The 17789-nt window shown below is 69.1% G+C and carries 16 protein-coding genes; 7 read left to right on the top strand and 9 right to left on the bottom strand.

Annotation, left to right across the window (positions count from 1 at the left end):
* Positions 1-8: 8 nt before the first annotated feature.
* The 6 genes from AB0I19_RS28475 to serS form a co-directional block, all read right to left on the bottom strand.
* On the bottom strand, positions 9-1157 hold the full coding sequence (locus tag AB0I19_RS28475; protein WP_357153015.1) for a hypothetical protein: 1149 nt from the start codon (positions 1155-1157) through the stop codon (positions 9-11).
* A gap of 55 nt (positions 1158-1212) precedes the next feature.
* Positions 1213-3087, bottom strand: a complete 1875-nt coding sequence (locus AB0I19_RS28470) for a serine/threonine-protein kinase (RefSeq protein ID WP_357153013.1) — start codon at positions 3085-3087, stop codon at positions 1213-1215.
* A gap of 177 nt (positions 3088-3264) precedes the next feature.
* Entirely contained in the window at positions 3265-4215 is a 951-nt protein-coding gene (locus tag AB0I19_RS28465; RefSeq protein WP_357153011.1) for a DMT family transporter, read from the bottom strand.
* A gap of 93 nt (positions 4216-4308) precedes the next feature.
* Entirely contained in the window at positions 4309-5577 is a 1269-nt protein-coding gene (locus AB0I19_RS28460; protein WP_357153008.1) for an MFS transporter, read from the bottom strand.
* 147 nt (positions 5578-5724) lie between these two features.
* Positions 5725-7542: a bifunctional diguanylate cyclase/phosphodiesterase gene (locus AB0I19_RS28455; protein WP_357153005.1), complete on the bottom strand. Its 1818-nt coding sequence runs from the start codon at positions 7540-7542 to the stop codon at positions 5725-5727.
* A 78-nt stretch (positions 7543-7620) separates the two neighbouring features.
* The gene (gene serS / locus AB0I19_RS28450) at positions 7621-8877 is read right to left on the bottom strand and encodes a serine--tRNA ligase (RefSeq protein WP_357153002.1); all 1257 of its coding nucleotides are present in this window, start codon (positions 8875-8877) and stop codon (positions 7621-7623) included.
* An 80-nt stretch (positions 8878-8957) separates the two neighbouring features.
* On the opposite strand from serS, the gene AB0I19_RS28445 reads away from it, so the two are divergent.
* The 6 genes from AB0I19_RS28445 to AB0I19_RS28420 all read left to right on the top strand — a co-directional run bounded on the left by AB0I19_RS28445 (position 8958) and on the right by AB0I19_RS28420 (position 14533).
* On the top strand, positions 8958-10655 hold the full coding sequence (locus AB0I19_RS28445; protein WP_357152999.1) for an aldehyde dehydrogenase family protein: 1698 nt from the start codon (positions 8958-8960) through the stop codon (positions 10653-10655).
* A 41-nt stretch (positions 10656-10696) separates the two neighbouring features.
* Positions 10697-11761 (top strand): septum formation family protein, encoded by a 1065-nt coding sequence (locus AB0I19_RS28440; protein ID WP_181700181.1) that lies wholly within the window; start codon positions 10697-10699, stop codon positions 11759-11761.
* Positions 11758-12108 (top strand): metallopeptidase family protein, encoded by a 351-nt coding sequence (locus AB0I19_RS28435; protein ID WP_067495311.1) that lies wholly within the window; start codon positions 11758-11760, stop codon positions 12106-12108. Before AB0I19_RS28440 ends, AB0I19_RS28435 begins: the two co-directional genes overlap by 4 nt.
* A gap of 110 nt (positions 12109-12218) precedes the next feature.
* Positions 12219-12530, top strand: a complete 312-nt coding sequence (locus AB0I19_RS28430) for a PE family protein (RefSeq protein ID WP_225281682.1) — start codon at positions 12219-12221, stop codon at positions 12528-12530.
* 42 nt (positions 12531-12572) lie between these two features.
* A complete protein-coding gene (locus AB0I19_RS28425) occupies positions 12573-13706 on the top strand; it encodes a PPE domain-containing protein (protein WP_357152996.1) in 1134 nt (377 codons plus the stop codon).
* Entirely contained in the window at positions 13703-14533 is an 831-nt protein-coding gene (locus AB0I19_RS28420; RefSeq protein ID WP_357152993.1) for an ESX secretion-associated protein EspG, read from the top strand. Before AB0I19_RS28425 ends, AB0I19_RS28420 begins: the two co-directional genes overlap by 4 nt.
* Here the strand turns inward: AB0I19_RS28420 and AB0I19_RS28415 are convergent.
* The 3 genes from AB0I19_RS28415 to AB0I19_RS28405 are packed head-to-tail and all read right to left on the bottom strand — an operon-like array spanning position 14530 to position 16566.
* The gene (locus tag AB0I19_RS28415) at positions 14530-15198 is read right to left on the bottom strand and encodes a histidine phosphatase family protein (RefSeq protein WP_357152991.1); all 669 of its coding nucleotides are present in this window, start codon (positions 15196-15198) and stop codon (positions 14530-14532) included. The genes AB0I19_RS28420 and AB0I19_RS28415 overlap by 4 nt on opposite strands.
* Positions 15195-16109, bottom strand: a complete 915-nt coding sequence (pheA, locus tag AB0I19_RS28410) for a prephenate dehydratase (protein WP_357152989.1) — start codon at positions 16107-16109, stop codon at positions 15195-15197. The genes AB0I19_RS28415 and pheA overlap by 4 nt, the downstream gene beginning before the upstream one ends.
* Positions 16110-16149: 40 nt before the next feature.
* Positions 16150-16566 carry a hypothetical protein gene (locus AB0I19_RS28405; protein ID WP_357152986.1) on the bottom strand — a complete coding sequence of 139 codons (417 nt, stop codon included), beginning with the start codon at positions 16564-16566 and terminating at the stop codon, positions 16150-16152.
* Between the two features lie 108 nt (positions 16567-16674).
* Here AB0I19_RS28405 and AB0I19_RS28400 point away from each other — a divergent pair, with 108 nt between their 5' ends.
* Positions 16675-17436: a DUF2470 domain-containing protein gene (locus tag AB0I19_RS28400; RefSeq protein ID WP_357152984.1), complete on the top strand. Its 762-nt coding sequence runs from the start codon at positions 16675-16677 to the stop codon at positions 17434-17436.
* Positions 17437-17789: the final 353 nt, after the last annotated feature.

Genomic DNA, 17789 nt, shown 5'->3' with positions numbered 1-17789 from the left:
CGCTTCACTCACCACGAACCACCGAGCAGTGCGTATTGGGCCACGGCCTGGCGCCGGGTCTCGACTTCCTGATTGCCGTTGATGCGCACGACGAATTCGCCGTGCCGCACCAGGCACGCGAACCGACGCGCGGGGACCGACGCGGGGTCGGGCCGAAGCGCGCTGTAGCAGGAGATACCCGGCAGACCCGCCACCCCCGAGGTTTCGCGGTATCGGGTGAGCATCTGCTGTTTCTCGACCTCGGCGTAGCTTTCGGCGGATGCGCTGTCCGCGGTGCGATACAGGAACTTGTTGTGCGCCACCGCGATCGTGTCGACCTTGTTGGCCTCGAGTTCGCGCATTCGCGTGCGTGGTTCGTTGTTCCGCAGGGCGAACGCACGTGGGCCGGTCACGAGGAAATCCCAGCGGTCGGGCCAGTAGTCGTCGGTTTTCACGATCCGCGGGAGCAGCTTGTCCGGGTCGAGCTTCAGGTTGGAAAGATCAGCTGCCGGTGTGGGCGTGAAGGTTTCGAGTTCGGCCAGCTGGGCACGATAGGTGCGGGTGAGCAGGTCGGCCAGTTGCTCGGGATTCGGGTCGACGATCTTCGCGTAGAGCCGGATCACCAGGTTCTTCCACACCAGCCAGCTACCGACCGTCGGCACACCGGGTCGCCAATGTGCGAGCGCCGCAGGATAGTCGGGGAGGACGATGGGCGCGTTCTCGGGGGTCGCACCGAAATCTGCCGCGGCCATCGCCTGCGCGGCCGCGGCGGCCTGGGCTTCGTCCGGCAGCGACAGCAGGGTGATGGACAGGAATTTGTTCTTCAGTTCGTTGTCGTTGAGACCGTTGCCACCGATCACGCCGAACCCGGCGAGCACGTCGAACGGGTCGAGGGCGGTGCGCTGCACACCCGAGAGCAGATCGTCGACGCCGCGCACACCGACCAGCGGGCCGCCGCCGTTGCCCGCGGTCAGCTCGGGGTCGATGCGGTCGGCGAAGATCACCCGCTCGCCGAGGCGCAGCGATTCGACCAGGGTGCCACGCATCCGGTTCGGGCCGTCGTCGTAGTCGCCCGGTTGCGCGACCAGCGCGTATTCGCCGTGGTCGGGTGCCTGGTCACCGCATGCGGCGGTGAGCAGACACAGCGACAACAGCGCCGCACCCCAGCGATAGCGCACGCCCATCCCCCTTCGAAACTCTGCCGTGAAGCTATCACCCCCGCGTTTGCCGCCGCTACCGCGCAGGCAGCCTGCCGACCGCCTGCTTCATCAGCGGATCTGCCACCGCGCACAGTTCGTCACCGCTCTCGGCGGGATTGCTGACCAGCACTTCGACGTCCTCGCGGTAGGTCTCGCCGATCTTGCGGAACAGGTACACCCGCTGACAGCGGTGCTCGCCGATCCCGCCGATGCTGTCTTCCTCGACGATCACTCCGTCACCCAGGTCGACTGCCTTGCCGGTCAGTACTCGCTGCCGCGGTTGCGACGTCGTGATCCGGATGGTGTTGTTGTCGCGCACCCATTCACACACGTGCGCGGATTTGGCGGTCGCCTGGCCGAGCGTCGGATCGTCCAGCAGCGCACAGGGATCCACCGACGACAGCGACTGTGCTGCGGCCGGGTCGGCGGACAGGGCGCCGATCGCTGCGGCGAGCCGGTCGACAGCGTGGTCGGCGAGGGCGCAGTCGGTGCGGGTGAAGGTGTCGACCACGATGCCCCAGCGTTGTCCGTCGGCGCCGCCTTCGATGCCGAAGGCGCAGTCCTCGCCGCGTTGCGCGACACCGTAACCGTTGGCGACCTTGCTGGTTGTGCCGAAACCTTCCAGCGCTGCGCCGATTTCGACGGCCAGGCGTGCGCCGCCCGAGCTGCCGTCGCAACCCCAGCTCGCGGTCGGTAGCCAACGCCAGTCGGCGACCGTTGTCGCTGCCTTGTCGGCGGCTTCTTCCGGGAGCGTTGCGCCGAGAGCCTGGATCACCCACGCGCAGGTGTCTACCCCACGTAGATCATCAAGGGTTGGAAGGGTTTTCGTCGGGGCGGCGACCGTGGTCGGTGTCGGTGCGGGTTCGTCGCCGGGGCGCAGGACGACAAAGGTGATGGCTGCGATCAGAACAGCAGCCGCCGCGGCTATTCCGCCGAGTAGGACCGGGCGGCGTTGACGCGTGGGCGCGGGAGGTGGAGCGACGATCCGCGTCTGGGCCGGAATGATCTGTGTTGACTCGGGGTCCGAGGTGAGGGCAGCGAGATTTCTTGTCTGTTCGGCGATCTGGGCGTGGACCGGGGCGGGCCACGGCTGTGCCTGCACCGGCAGGACGCCCAGGTAGTCCAGGATCTGAGCGGGGGTCGGCCGGGTCTTCGGGTCCTTACGCAGGCAGCCGGCGATCAGCTCACGAAGCTCGACCGGCACATTCTCGAGTTGCGGTTCGCTGTGCACGATATTGAACAGGGTGTACGGCGCCGAGTTGGCCGCGAACGGGCTCTTGCCGGTGGCGGCCATGCACAGCATCGAGCCGAGGGAGAAGACGTCGCTCGCCGACGTCACCGGTTCGCTCATCGCCTGCTCCGGCGACATATAGGCGGGTGAGCCGACCACCGCGCCGACCTCGGTGAGCTGCGCCCCTGTTCCGGTGGCCTGGGCGATGCCGAAGTCGATCACGCGCGGTCCGTCGGTGGCGAGAATGACGTTGGCGGGCTTGAGGTCCCGGTGTACCAGGCCGGTGCTGTGGATGGAGTGCAGTGCCGAGGCCAAGCCGGAGGCGAGCGTGCGCATCGCCGGAACCGGCAGCGGTCCCAGTTCGCGGACCGCCTTGTCCAACGGCACACCGGGGATGAACAGCGAAGCGAGCCAGGGTGGTTCAGCCGTGGTGTCGAAGTCGACCACTGCGGCGGTGAACGCCCCCGACACCCGGGCCGAGATGGCGACCTCGCGCTCGAAGCGGGCGCGGAACTCGCGGTCGTCGAGCAGGTGGGCGTGGATCTGTTTGATGGCGACGAATCGGCCGTCCGGGCCGGCCGCCAGGACCACCCGACCCATCCCGCCCGACCCGAGCACACCCTGCACCCGGTAACGACCGATCACCGGTGATTCGGTCGGCGACAACGGCTCGATCACTGCACTCCCCCAGCTCGGACCCGCCGACGCGGGTGAGCGCGCCATCGTCCATCGGCGCGCTCGCTCGCCAGCAACCTAACATTTCGCCGATCTCTCAGCGACGTGCTCGCCAGGCCACGACAGTTCCGCCGGGTGTCGACGACACGCGTGCGACGAGCCCCTTGGCGGGCCGTGGTGTCAGCCGCGTGGGTTCTCCGGCGGTGAAGACGCGGCGCGGCTCGCCATGATCACCGCGACCAGGACGATCGCGCAGCTCAGGACTGCGATCGGCGCCAGGCGGCCGTCGGCGGCGTCGAGGAGGAGGGCGGCGACGAGTTGGCCTGCTACCGAGGTGAGGCCGAGGAGGAGGACGCCGATCATGCTGACGGTGATCGCGGCCAGGGCGATGAAGGCTACGCCGATCAGGCCGCCTAGGTAGAGCCAGGGGGTGGTGGGGAATTGGGCGGGGAGGCCCTTGGTGAGGAGGGTGTAGGTGTCGAAGAGGCAGAGGGCGATCAGGCCGACGGTGAAGTTGACGAGGGTGGCGGGGAAGGGGCCGCCGACTGCGCCGACGCGGCCGTTGACCGCCTGCTGCCAGGCCAGGCCGATGCCCGCGAGGGCAGGTAGGGCGATGAGCAGGTAGTCGGGGACACCGGTGTCGGCGGGGGCAGGGGCGTCGCGGCCGCTCGCCGCGAGGACGACACCGATGATGCCGAGGCCGGCGGCCAGCACCCGCCACCAGGTGACCGGTGTCCGGCCGTTCGGTGCGAGACCTACCCGGTCGACGACGAGGCTGCTGAGGAGCTGGCCTGCGACGACGGCGACGGTGAAGGCCGTGACGCCGATCGCGGCGATGGTGAGGCCTTGGCTCGCGACGAAGAACGCGCCGCACACACCGCCCAGGAGGTACCAGGGGCGCAGGCTGCCGTCAGTTGTGGCGGTGCGGACCGAGCCGAGGCCCGATCGCAGGGTCGGGCTGACCGCGAAGGCGATCAGCAGGGCCAGCAGGCCGATTCCGAAACTGATCGTGGCGGCTGCGACACCGTCGCCGAGTTCCGCTCCGAGTGCCCCGTTGATCCGTCCCTGCACCGCGACACCGCCGCCGATGCAGAACCCGAAGATCGCTCCGAGACCGTTGCGCCCGACCACTCCGTCCTTTCCGCCGTCGTAGCTTTCGACACTACCGATGCGCTAGCCGACAGCGGCTGGATGACGATCCGTACTCGGCCGGGTTGCCCACGATCACTTTCGTCCAGGCAACCAACTCGGTGTGACCAGCCCAGCCGCCAACAACACCACTCCCAACCCGGCGATTGCCACAGACATCGAAACCCACTGTGTAGCAGCGGCAACGACACCGAAGACCGCCAACGCCACCACCTCCGACAACAACCCGACCACCGAGGTGACCGTTGCCCGGGCGCGCCCTTCGATCGCATCCTGCAGGCGCGCGCCCGCGACGACCTCGGCATTGAAATCGATCCCGTACGCCACGGCGATCCCGAGGAATCCGATCCACAGCGAACCTGCTCCGACAGCCAACGCACCGGCGATGAACAGAAGCCCCGCGACGAACAAGGCGACTCCGACCAGCCGTGCGGGCGCGGACTCGGTGCGGCCCGCCAACAGCGAACCGGCCAGCGAACCCGCGACGGTCACGCCGACGAGCAAGGCGGAGGCGGCGGGCGAGGCACCACCGGAAACAGCGAGCAGGCCGAAGTATTCGTCGAAAGCGGTGACGCCGTAGAGAAGTGCGCCGAGCAGCACGCCGCGACGCACTCTCCGCACATGCATCGACTCGGCGATCCCGGTCCGGAGCATTGCCACATAGCGCTTGCGCACCGGTCGATCCGCCTCGACAACGCCCGGTGGTGTGGTGACTCCGGGAGGTGGCGTCGGATCGTCTTCCAGCGCATCGACTTCCGAGGCCGAAATGGCCACCGGCGCCCGCGGCAGTGCCAGCGCGGTGACGGTGTGGACGACACCCACGCCGACGCTCACCCAACCGACCAGGCCGTACCCTCCCCACGCGAAAAGCGGTGCGGCCGCGACGATCGCGATGAGAACGGTCGTCTCCTGCGCGGCCCGCGCCCAGCCCATGATGCGCGCGTACTGGGCGGTTTCCCCTCGCGCCACCAGGTCGTCGTAGATCAACGCCTCGAACGTGCCCGATTCCAGCGCACCGGCGATCCCCCACACGACGAACCCCACCGCGAACCCGGCGAACGAGGGAGCGACCATCCAGATCGTGAACCCGGCTGCTTGCAGCACTGCGCTGAAAACGAGCAGACCCCGCCGCGACACCGTGTCCGCCCACGCCCCGGAGGGCACCTCGAGCAGGAACGCCGTCACCGACCACAGCGCGAGCAGCAACGAGATCTGTGCGGTCCCGAGCCCGTGATCAGCGAAAAGCACACCGTAGAGCGCGTAGATGGGCAGCAGATCCCGCGAGCCCTTGAACAGCACCGCGCGAACCCCGAGCCCACGCGCACTGCCCGGCGCACGACTCACCGCCGCCGCCAGGCGCCTACACAGCGAGAAAGGTCAACAGCCGTAGATGAGCATCCGCATGCGTCCATCGTTCGCCACCGCCCACCACCCGTCAACCGACTTTTCGTCATGCGGCCGCTCCTGTGCCGGGCACAGTTCGAAGCCGGCTCAGCCGAGGGGAATCCAGCCGTTGGCGGCGAGGGAATCGTCGTCGTCGGAGTGGGGGGCGTTGAGGTCGTTGATGAGGTCGGAGACCGGGTGGGAGTCGCTGTAGTGGTAGCCCTGGGCCAGGGCGAAGCCGAGTTCGGTGAGGACGGCGGCCTGGTATTCGGTTTCCACGCCCTCGGCGATGACCTGCAGGTCGAGGGATTTGCTGAGGGCGGCGATGACGCCGAGCAGGGGTGGGGCGGGGGAATCGGAGCGGATGGCGGCGACGAAGGACTGGTCGACCTTCAGGATGTCGCTGGGGATGGTCGCCAGGCGGCTCAGTGAGGAGTAGCCGGTGCCGAAGTCGTCGATGGCGATGCGCACGCCTCGGTCGCGCAGGGTGTGCAGGTTGGCGATGGCCGTCTGGGATTCGGCGGCCAGTTCGCTTTCGGTCACCTCGAGCACGAGCTGGTCGGCGGGCCAACCGGTGTCGTTGAGGATGGTGGCGACCCGTTCGGCGTAGTCGGTTTCGGCCAGTTCCAGGCCGGAGACGTTCACGTTCAGAGTCAGGTTCAGGGAGGCGAAGCTCTCCTGCAGGCGGGCGGCGTCGGCGCAGGCGCGGCGCAGAACCAGTTCGTCCAGGTCGGAGATGAGGTCGTATTCCTCGGCGACCCGGATGAGGCCCTCGGTGGTGACCTCGGGCTGCGCGTTGGACGACCAGCGCAGCAGTGCTTCGACACCGACGGCCTGACCGCCGTCCTCGGTGAGGCTGACGATCGGCTGGTAGTGCACGTCGAGGGCGCCGCTGTCGATGGCCTCGCGCAGCTCGACCGCGAGCGGCAGCTGCCGCGACGATTCGAGCACGGTGCGGTTGCGTCCGGCCTGCTTGGCCCGGTACAGCCCCACATCGGCACGGCTGATCAGCAGCGAGCCCGACTCGCCCGGCTGCCACGAGGTGACACCGGCCGAACAGCCCATGGTCACCGCCGCACGCAGCTGTTCGGTGAGCAGGATCGCGGCCTGCTCGGTGGTGCCGGGCAGCAGCAGCGCGAATACGTCGCCACCGAAGCGGGCGAGTACCTGGTCGGGGGCGAGCAGGTCGAGCCAGGTGTCGGCCACGCGCTGCAGAACGGCGTCGCCGGCGCGGTGACCGAGGTGGTCGTTGATCTTCTGGAAGCGGTCGAGGTCGACCAACACCAGCGACAGACCCTGACCACCGCGTCCGGCCGCATCGATCGCCGGGTTGAGCTGCTTTTCGAAGCCGCGCCGGTTGAGCAGGCCGGTGAGTACGTCGATATCAGCGTCGGACGCCATGCGGGTGAGGATGCCGACCACCACCCCGGCCCCGAAGGTGACCCCGGCCGGGATCAGGCCCGACCACCACGGCAGCCCGCGATCGGGCAGCACCCACAGGCACAGCACCATCGCGAGACCGATGTGCGCGGCGGCCTGTGGCCAGGCGAAGAACAGTGCCGCGTCGCAGGCGATGAAGACGTAGAACGACGCGAGCGTGATACCGCCGACGAGGTTCGGGAACGAGTGCACCGCGATGGTGACCAACACGGTCGCGGTCGCCAGATAGAGGTGGTGCAGCGCGTGCGGCATGCGCGGGCCCCAGGCCAGCAGCGTCAGACCGAGCAGCAGCGCGACCGCGGCGGCGGTGCCGACCAGCAGTCTGTTGCCGTCGTCGCCCGGCGCGACGGCAGTGATGGTCAGGCCGAGGACACCGCCGAGAACGTAGAACGCCCCCGTTGTCCTGGCCATGACTTTTGCCGTCGCCAACGCCGATGCCGCCCGCACCCGGGTTCGGGTATCGCCGCGCGCCCCGATTCCTCGCACGAGCACCAGCCTAGATGTTGTTCGGTTCCGATGTTTGCCACATCACACAAATGCCTGACCAGCAAACAGTGGAAAGCTCTACGGTGTCAAAACGTCGGTGCCGACGAACGGCACCAGCGCCTCGGGCACCCGGACCGAACCGTCGGCCTGCTGGTGGTTCTCGAGGATCGCGACGATCCAGCGGGTGGTCGCGAGTGTGCCGTTCAAGGTCGCCGCGATCTGGGCTTTTCCGTTCTCGTCGCGGTAGCGGACCGAGAGCCTGCGCGCCTGGAAGGTCGTGCAGTTGGAGGTGGAGGTGAGCTCGCGGTAGGTCTGCTGGGTGGGCACCCACGCCTCGCAGTCGAACTTGCGCGCGGCCGAGCTGCCGAGGTCGCCCGCGGCCACGTCGATCACCCGGTAGGGCACATCGATCGCGGCGAGCATCTCGCGTTCCCAGGCGAGCAGGCGCTGATGCTCGGCCGAGGCCTGCTCGGGGGTGGTGTAGACGAACATCTCCACCTTGTCGAACTGGTGCACCCGGATGATGCCCCTGGTGTCCTTGCCGTAGCTGCCCGCCTCGCGACGGAAGCACGACGACCAGCCCGCGTACCGCTTCGGGCCGGCGCTCAGGTCGAGGATCTCGTCGGCGTGGAAGCCCGCCAGTGGCACCTCCGAGGTGCCGACCAGGTACAGGTCGTCGTCGGCGAGGTGGTAGACCTCGTCGGAGTGCTGCCCGAGGAAACCGGTACCGGCCATGATCTCCGGGCGCACGAGCACCGGCGGGATCATCATGGTGAAACCGTTGGCCACCGCCCGCTGCGCGGCCAGCTGCAGCAGGCCGAGCTGCAGCAGCGCGCCGTGCCCGGTGAGGAAGTAGAACCGCGAACCCGACACCTTGGCGCCGCGCTCCATGTCCAGCAGCCCGAGCGACTCACCGAGCTCCAGATGGTCCTTCGGCTCGAAGTCGAATTGCGGTGGGGTGCCGACGGTTTCGAGCACGACGTAGTCGTCCTCGCCGCCCGCGGGCGCACCTTCCTGCACGACATTGGAGATGGCGCGATGCGCGGCGTCGAGATCGGCGTCGGCCGCGCTCTGGGCGTGCTCGGCGTCTTTGACCTTGGCCGACATGTCGGTCGCGGCGGCCAGCAGCGCGGGACGTTCTTCCTTGCTCGCCTTGCCGATCACCTTGCCCATGGCCTTGTGCTCGGCACGCAGGGAGTCGGCGGTGGCGACGGCGGCGCGGCGGGCCGCGTCGGCTTCGAGCAGGGCGTCGACGAGCGCGGGGTCCTCACCGCGGGCCCGCTGCGAGGCACGGACGGCTTCCGGGTTCTCGCGCAGGAATCGGAGGTCGATCATGAGAAAACAGCCTAGTTGTTTATGCAATCCTTAAATTTTCGGCCTATGCCAACGAGCGCGGGCCGGGGCATAGTTGCGGGGTGAGTACCACTTTCGACACCGCCGTCATAGATACCGCGCTCGACGATCTCACCGAGGGGGCGAAAACCTGGGCAGCGACCGATCTGCGCCGCCGCCGCGAACTGCTCGACGAACTGCACGCGCTCACCGCCCGCGACGCCGAGTCGTGGGTGGCCGCGGCCAGGACCATCAAAAAGCTCGATGCCGACAGCCCCCTGCTCGGTGAGGAGTGGATGTCGGGCCCGATGACACTGCTGGCGGGCGCCAAGGCGCTGAGCGAGTCGCTGGCGGCGCTCGAGCGTGGCGCCAGCCCGATCGACGGCGTCGACCTCGGTACCGCGCCCGGCGGCCGGGTGAGCGTGCCCGTGCTGCCACACGGCTTCTACGACTGGCTGCTGCTCAACGGGTTCAGCGCCGAGGTGTGGTTGCGTCCCGGTGTCGACGCGGCCACCGCACGGCGCAAAGCCGGTCTGGCCCAGCGTGATCCGAAGCAGACCAACGGTGTCGGCGCGGTGCTCGGCGCGGGCAACATCATGTCCATCGCGCCGCTGGACACCCTCTACGAGCTCTACGCCAACAACCGGGTGGTCGCGCTCAAGCTCAACCCGATCACCGATCCGCTGCTGCCGGTGTTCCAGGCGGTCTTCGCCCCGTTCATCGAACTCGGCGTGGTACGCATCCTCACCGGCGGCGCGCCCGAGGGCGGTTACCTGGTGAACCATCCGAAGGTCGACCACGTGCACATGACCGGCGGCGCGCCGACCCACGACGCGATCGTGTGGGGCGTCGGCGAGGACGCGCAGCGCCGCAAGCAGGCCGGCGAGCCCGCGCTGACCAAGCCGATCACCAGCGAACTCGGCGGCGTGGCGCCGTGCATCATCGTGCCGGGCAAATGGAGCAAGGCCGACCTGAAGTTCCAGGCCGAGCACGTGGCGACGATGCGCCTGCACAACGGCGGCTACAACTGTGTGGCCGCGCAGACGGTCGTGCTCAGCGCCGATTGGGACCAGAAGGACCAGTTCCTCACCGAACTGCGCGCCGCCATCGACAACGCCCCCGTCCGCACCGCCTACTACCCCGGCAGCGACACCCGCGTGGAGGGCGCGCTGACCAGCTACCCCGATGCCGGGCGCGCCAACGGCCGCGTCCTCGTCGAGAACCTGCCGATGACCGGCACCCCACTGCTGCGCACCGAGTACTTCTCCCCCGTCCTCGGCGTGGTCGAACTGCCTGGCACGGGCGCGGAATTCCTCGATAAGGCGGTCGATTTCGCCAACGACGAGTTGATGGGCACCCTCGGCGCCAACCTGCTCGCCCACCCGGCGACCATCAGCGAACTCGGCGACGCCTTCGACACGGCCGTGGCGAACCTGCGCTACGGCACCGTCGCGATCAACTCCTGGACCGGCCTGGCGTTCCTGACGCCACGCGCGAGCTGGGGTGCTTTCCCCGGGCACACCATCGACGACATCCAGAGCGGCATCGGCGTCGTCCACAACGCCTTCCTGCTCGACGACGTCGAACGCACGGTGGTGCGCGGACCGTTCCGCCCGGCGCCCCGATCACTGTTCGCGGGCGAATTCGCCACCACCCCGAAACCGCCGTGGTTCGTCGCTAACAAGACCGCCGCGGCCACCGGTCGCAAGCTCACCGGCTTCTACGGTGACGGCAAGCTGCGCAGACTGCCAGGCATCTTCGTCTCGGCTCTGCGCGGCTGAGCCCGCCCGCCGCGCCGATCGGCTCCCATACAATCGCCGTCGTGTCCGATCATCAGAGCGACCCGGCCGAGAAAACCGCTGAACGCGGCGCCGGTCCGCTGCATCTGTCGGCGACGAAACTGCGGTGGGGACTGCTGATCGGCGCGCTCGGCGCGGTGCTCGCGGCGCTGGTCACGATGACGGTGACCGGTTTCGAATCCGACAAGGTGGAGGCACACCAGCCCGGCGCCGCGCCCGTGGTCAGGGACAAGGAATTCAGCAGCGCCAACGAGGGCGACTGCCTGACCTGGGGCAAGCCCGACCGCAGCGACCTGCTGAAGGTGAACTGCGCCGACCAGCACCTGTTCGAGGTGGCCGGTGTCGTCGACCTGAAGGCCTACCCCGGCCGCGAGTTCGGCGACGGCACCCGGCACCCGGACTCGCTGCGGATGACCGAGCTGCGCGACGAGCACTGCGTGCCCGCGGTGCAGCGCTACCTCGGTGGGCGGTTCGATCCGCGCGGCAAGTTCATGGTGAACGTGATGTCGCCGAGCCCGGCGGGCTGGCAGCACGGTGACCGCACGCTGCGGTGCGGTCTGCAGGTGGCCGCCACCTCGACCAGTCCGGCCTCGACCGGTTCGGCGACCCAGGGCGACCAGTCGAAGGTGCACGCCGTCGGCACCTGCCTCGGCATCAACCAGAACCTGCCGACCGACCCGGTGGACTGCGCGCAACCGCACGCCGTCGAGATCGTCGGCAACGTCGACCTGGGGAAGAACTTCACCGGTGGACCGCCCTCGGAGGCCGATCAGGACAAGTTCGTCGAGGCCGAGTGCAATCGGTTGTCCACCGAATACCTCGGCAGCCCCGACGCGATCCGCAACAAGACGCTCACGCTGTTCTTCGACTATCTCGAACCGACCAGTTGGCTCGCCGGCAGCAGGCAACTCGACTGCTGGCTCGGAAAGGGCGCCGACCGTGAGGGTTTCGCGCCGATCGTCGGTTCGGCGCGCGGGGAAATCCTGATCGACGGACAGGCTCCGGTCCCCCCGCCCAACACCGGCCGCTCCACCCCGGCCCCGCTGCCGGGCGCCGCACCGCTGCCGCCGCAGCCACAACCGCGATGACCGAACGGATGTCGCCCGACCGGTTCGAGGAGCTGGTCGGTGACGCGCTCGACCTCATCCCACCCGAGCTCACCGGGGCGATCGACAACGTCGTTGTGCTGGTGGAGGCACGTAACGACGAGGAACCATCGCTGCTCGGTCTCTACCACGGCGTCGCCCTCACCGAACGCGACAGTTACTACGCGGGTTCGCTTCCCGATACCGTAACCATCTATCGGGAGGCTATTCTCGACATCTGTAGCAGTGACGACGAGGTGGTCGAGGAGGTCGCGATCACCGTGATCCACGAAATAGCACACTATTTCGGGATTGACGACGACCGGCTACATGAGCTGGGATGGGGCTAGCGAAGTTGGGTGGGGAAATCGATGGAACCGAACGACCCGCTCTCGCGTCCTATCACTCGTAGGGGGAATTCTCGTGGTTCCCGTTAGTCGCCACTAGAAGGAGTCGGGTCATGGTTGGACACGTTCTCGTCGCACCGGAAATCATCCTGGCCGCAGCCGCCGAGCTGGATCTGCTTGCCGAACGGCTCGCCGCAGCGGCCGCGCTGGCCGGGCCGACCACGCACGTGCTGCCTTCGGGCGCGGAAGAGGTCTCGCTGTTGGCGGCGGGTCACTTCAACCGCGCCGCAGCTACGCACGACGGCGCCATCGCCCAGGGCATTCTCGAGCTGCACCATGCGGCCGCGACTCTGCGCTCGCAGCTGGTCACCCACATCGGCGAGGATATCGCCGGCGCGGCAACTATCAACGCCGTCCAGGTGTAGCCCGAACCCGCCGACGATCATTCATTCAGGGGAGAAAAAAGTATGACCGCAGGGATCACCGGGGTCTTCTGGCTGCCGCGCATGGCCGAAGTCAACTCGACCACACTCAACGCGGGCGCCCATGCCGTTCCGATCTCGGCCGCCGCCACCTCCTGGGGCACTCTCGCCGCCGCCTGGGGCGATGCCGCCTTCACTGTCACCCGCGTGATCGCCGAGGTCGGCGTCGGTCTGCAGGGCCTCAACGGTCTGGCCGTGCTCGGCCGGCTCGCGCCGTTCCTGCACTGGACCGGTCAGCAGAGCGTCATGGCCGCGACCATGAGCGCCAAGGCCGCCGCCAATGCCACCGCCTACACGGTCGCCTCGATCGCTATGCCGAGCCTTCCCGAGATCGCCGCGACCAACGCGGCGGTCGCGGCGTCGGCCAACCCGCCCGGCGTGGTGTCCGGTGCGTTCGAGGTGGCCGAGGTCGCCCGGCACGCGATGGATATCCGCGCCGCGCTGGTGATGGAGACCTATGAGGCCGCCACCACCGCAACCGTCACCACCCCCGGTGAGTTCGCCATGCCGCCCGCCATCGCCAGCGGCGCCGGTTCGGCCGCCCAGGGCGAGTTCGGCGGCGGCGATCCGCTGCAGACCGCCGTGGCCGCCGCCCAGGCGTTCGTGTCCAACCCCGGCGTGGTCAGCGCGGCCACCCAGGCCGCGAACGTGGCGGGTAGCGTCGTCTCCGGTGGTGTCGGCACGGTCGGCAATATCGGTGCGACCGCGCTGTCGGCAGCCACCTCGACCGTTCCCGCCGCCGCCGGTGTCGCGCCCGCGATGGCCGCCGGTGCCGGAGCCGGAGCTGCCGCGATGGGTGGCATGTCCACTGCGTCGGCGAGCCTCGGTGGGGTGTCGCTCGGCGGCAGCGGGCTGAAGCTGCCCGAGGGCTGGGGTGCACCGTCGGCGAGCGCTCCCGCGGCCGCGCCGGTCGGCGAGACCGTTGTCGCCCGTTCGGAGTCCGCGCCCGCGCGCACCGCCGCGCCGGCCGCCAACCCGCTGCTCGGCAACCGCGCCAAGGGCGAGGACGACGAGGAACACGACGCGAACGACTACGGGCGCTCCGACGAGGCGTTCACCGATGGCCGCTATGTCGCCGAGGGAGTGATCGGCGCCGATCTCACCGGATCGGCCAAGTGACGGTGCTCGGCGGGGGCGGCGGCGGATCGCTGCTCGAGGCGGTGGTGCTCTCGCTCGACGAGATGCAGTTCCTGCTCGAGAAGCTGCAGTTCGACGAGATGCCCGTGGTGCTCGACGCCATGGGCCGCTACGACCATGTCTCGGCGCACGACGCGGCCATGGAGGCAGCCGAAAAGCTGCTCACCGAACGGGAATTGCTGTTCGGTGACGTGGTGGTACCCGAACTCGCCGAGCGCTTGCGGGTGCTCTACCGGCCGCAGTGGATCATCGCGCTGCGGTGGGTGGTCGCCGGCCAGGTGAACCGGTTCTGTCTGGCGCAGGGCGACGACCGCGCGGTCGTCGCCCTGCGCGGGCCGGACTCCTATGTCATCGACGACGCGGGTCTCGACCTGCCCGGCGCGGTGCTGCAAGCCCTCGGCACCGCCGAGGCACTAGAGCTGTACGGCATGAACGCGCCGACCGAGCAGCTCGCCCCGATCTTCGGTGACACCGGTGACGCGGCCGCCACCGCTCAACGGCTCAGCGAAGTGGGCAAGCCCGCCACCGACGCGAAGACGCTCGCCTCGGCGCTGGTCGAGATCCACTCCTACGCCGAGATCGTGGGCGTGGCCTACGGCGACGGTACCCGCGATGTGCAGGACAACCACATCGCCGTGTTCAACACGCGCGCAGGACGTTTCATCATCACCGCCAGCGTCGCCGACGACGGCGTGAAGTGGTCGTCCATCGCCACCGGAACCAACGCCCGCCTCCGCACAGCCGTAGCCGACCTCATCGAATCCCTGCCGCTCCGAGAAGAATTCAAGGCCACCGTGCAGGGCGCTTAACCCATCGGGTCGTCCGGGGTGGGGTCGGCCTTCACGGTGAACGGTGGGGTGAATCGGCCCCAGCGCAGGCATTCCCAGCCACCGTCCTCGGTGGGCAGCAGCTCGATCGTCTCGGTGTTGTCGAGGTGGTTGTTGGTGGTGAACGGCGGTGCGACGCCTGCCAGTTCCTTGCCGACCAAACGCATTGCGGCGCCGTGGTTCACGACAACCACGTCGCCGTCCTCGTCGCCCTCCAGGTACTGCGCGCGGAGCTGGGCCAGGACCGGGAGGATGCGGTCGAGCACCTCACGGCCGGATTCGCCGCCGGGGGTTCGCGTGTCGAGTTCGCCGTGGTGCCAGCCGCGGTAGATCCGTTGGAACAGTTCGTGGGAGTCGCGGTCGGAGCGGCCGTGGAGTTCGCCGACCTGCACTTCGTAGAGGTCGGGCAGGACCTGGGTGGTGGTGCCGGTGGCGGCCTCGATGTAGCCCGCGGTCTGGCGGGCGCGCAGGGCCTCCGAGGACACCAGCACCCGGGGCGGGCGAATCAGTGTGTCGCCGAATGCTTTCGCCTGTGCCACCCCGCGTTCGGTGAGCGGCAGGCCGGGGACCTGAGTGTCGAGGATGCGGGCCACATTGCCCTCGGTCTCGCCGTGGCGGACCAGGATCAGCTTCGCGCGGTTTGTCATAGGTCCGCGACCCCCTTTCGCAATTGCGTCAACCATTCCGCGGCGGGTTCGTCCGACGGCGGCGGGGTGCCGACCGCCGAACAGGCGGGCCACGAACCGAGGAAACGGATCCGGGCGGTGCGGTGCAGCGCCTTCAAGGTCTCGGCGACGGCCGGGTCGTCGATATGGCCGACGCAGTCGAGGTAGAACCGATAGGTGCCCATGCCGGTGCGGGTGGGCCGCGATTCGATGCGGGTGAGATCGACACCGCGCGTGGCGAATTCGGCAAAGGCCCGCATGAGCGAGCCCGGTTCGTTGGGCAGTTCGAGGACGACGGAGGTGCGGTCGGCACCGGTCGCCCGCGGGGCCACGCCGGGCCTGCGCACCAGCACGAAACGGGTGATGGCCTGCTCGTGGTCGGCCACACCTTGCGCGAGGGCGACCAGGCCGAGCCGTTCACCGGCGAGGGCGGTGGAGACGGCCGCGTCGGCGGTGCCCGCGACCACGTCCTCGGCGGCGGCGGCGTTGGAGGCGGAGATGAACGGCGCCGCCTCAGGCATATTCCTGGCCACCCACTCGCGCACCTGCGCGGCCGCCACCGGGTAGGCCGCGAGGGTGCGCACGTCGGCGAGGGCGGTGCCGGGCCGGGCGAGGATCGTGAAGGTGACCTCGAGTTCGGTCTCGGCGACGATCTGCAGGCGCGGACCGACGGCCAGCGAGTCGAGGGTGGCGGGGATGGAGCCTTCGACCGAGCTCTCGATCGGGACGACGGCGCCCGTCACCGCACCGGAGCGGATCAGGTCCAGTGCCGCACCCTGACTGGGCGCGGCGATGCGCTCGACGGGTTCGTCGAACGCCCCCGATTTCTCGAACTGCACCAGCGCCATCTCGGTGAAGGTTCCGGATGGCCCGAAATACGCGATACGCGGCACACAGAAAGATTAGCTGGACCGGCGGTCCGCGCGCCCCGCGTCAGGATTCGAGGACCGACACCGCCGCGCGAACCGACTGCTCATCGCCGGTTTCGATGGCGAGCAGCACGGTTCGGGTCGCCTCGATAGCGGCGGGTTTCAGTGCGGTGAGGAACGGGAGATCGGGTGCGGCGAGTGCGGTGGGGATGTCCTCGCCGCAGAGCGCGGCGACCGTGCCCGCGATGACGGCGAGCGCGCGGGGGCCGCTCTCGGTGCGGGCGACGAAGCCGCTGTCGGCGTGGGCCACCTCGACCAGTGCGGCGGCCAGTTCGGGGTCGGGGATGTCGACGTCGACGACGCGCGTGCCGTCGGGTGTGCTGCCGAGTGGGCGGATCAAGCCCGCGACGAGGCTGCGGCGAGGGGCCGACAGGCTGACCAGCACGGGTTCGCCGGGAGAGGTGGTGTCGTCGTGCGCCATTCGACCACGGTAGAGGCACGCTTGCGGCGTGTCGGCGGCGGACCTCTTGCGCGAACCCGCCGCGTAACTTAGCTTAGGGTTACCTTATTCACCGTCGCGGAGGTTGACATGTCGAGCCCCACCACGATTCTCGCGCCCACCACTGCCGAGCGCGTGCGCAGTGCGTGTCTGCGCGCGGAGACCGCGGTGCTCGCACTGCCCGGCATCGACCCCGTGCCGACCACCCTGCATCACCTGCGCCGCTGCGGTGACGCGGTGATCGCCGTACCCGCCGACTCGCTCGCCGCCGCCCTCGCCGCCACCGCCAACGAGACCTCCGCGGTGCTCGAACTCACCGACCACGCACCCCTGCCGCTGCGCGAACCGGTTCGCGCGCTGGTGTGGTTGCGCGGCTGGGTGCGTCAGGTGCCGCCGCACGCCCAGCGCGCCCTCGCCGTCGAAATCGCCAAGGACTTCCCGCATCCCGGCCTGCTCGACGTGGGCCACGGCGCGACCCTGCTTCGGGTGGTGGTGAATTCGGCGGTGCTCGCCGACACCTCCGGCGCCGAATCCGTCGACCACGCCGACCTGCGGGCGGCCACCGCCGACCCGTTCTGCGAGATGGAAGGCGCCTGGCTGGCCCACATGGCCGAGGACCACGCCGACCTCATCGCCCAACTCGCGCGCCACCTGCCCGCCCGCCTGCAGGGCGGCCGGGTCCACCCGCTGTCGATCGACCGCTACGGCATGACGCTGCGCGTGGAGAGCATCGACGCCGATCACGATGTGCGCCTGCCCTTCTCGGCCCCCGCCGACGACGTGGAATCACTCAGCAAGGCCGTCCGCCTCCTGGCAGGCTGCCCATTTCTGAACGGCTTGCGCCGCATCTGACCTGAGCACCACCCAGGTCCGCCGCCCGCCGGACTCCCAGCAACACGGCACCACTCGAGTCCGCCACGTACCGCACTCCCAGCCCCTGCGGCACTACTCGAGTCCGCCACCTACCGCACACCCAGCCACACGGCACTACTTGAGTCCGCCACCTACCGCACACCCAGCCACACGGCACCACTTAAGTCCGCCATGACCGCACTCCCAACCCCGCACGACCCGACCTCGAGGAGGGTCCGCCGCGAAGCGGCGTAGCGGCCCGGCCGCGAGTTAGCCGCCGTTGCGCATGCGCGAAGCGCGAGCGAGTACCGCGCGATGTTCTGCCTGTCCGACGACGACCTGTCCGGCCGACG

This window comes from Nocardia sp. NPDC050413 (assembly GCF_040655475.1).
In the GTDB taxonomy this organism is placed as follows: domain Bacteria; phylum Actinomycetota; class Actinomycetes; order Mycobacteriales; family Mycobacteriaceae; genus Nocardia; species Nocardia coubleae.
The sequence above is the reverse complement of the archived record's forward strand: the minus strand, read 5'-3'. Positions and strand labels throughout refer to the sequence as shown.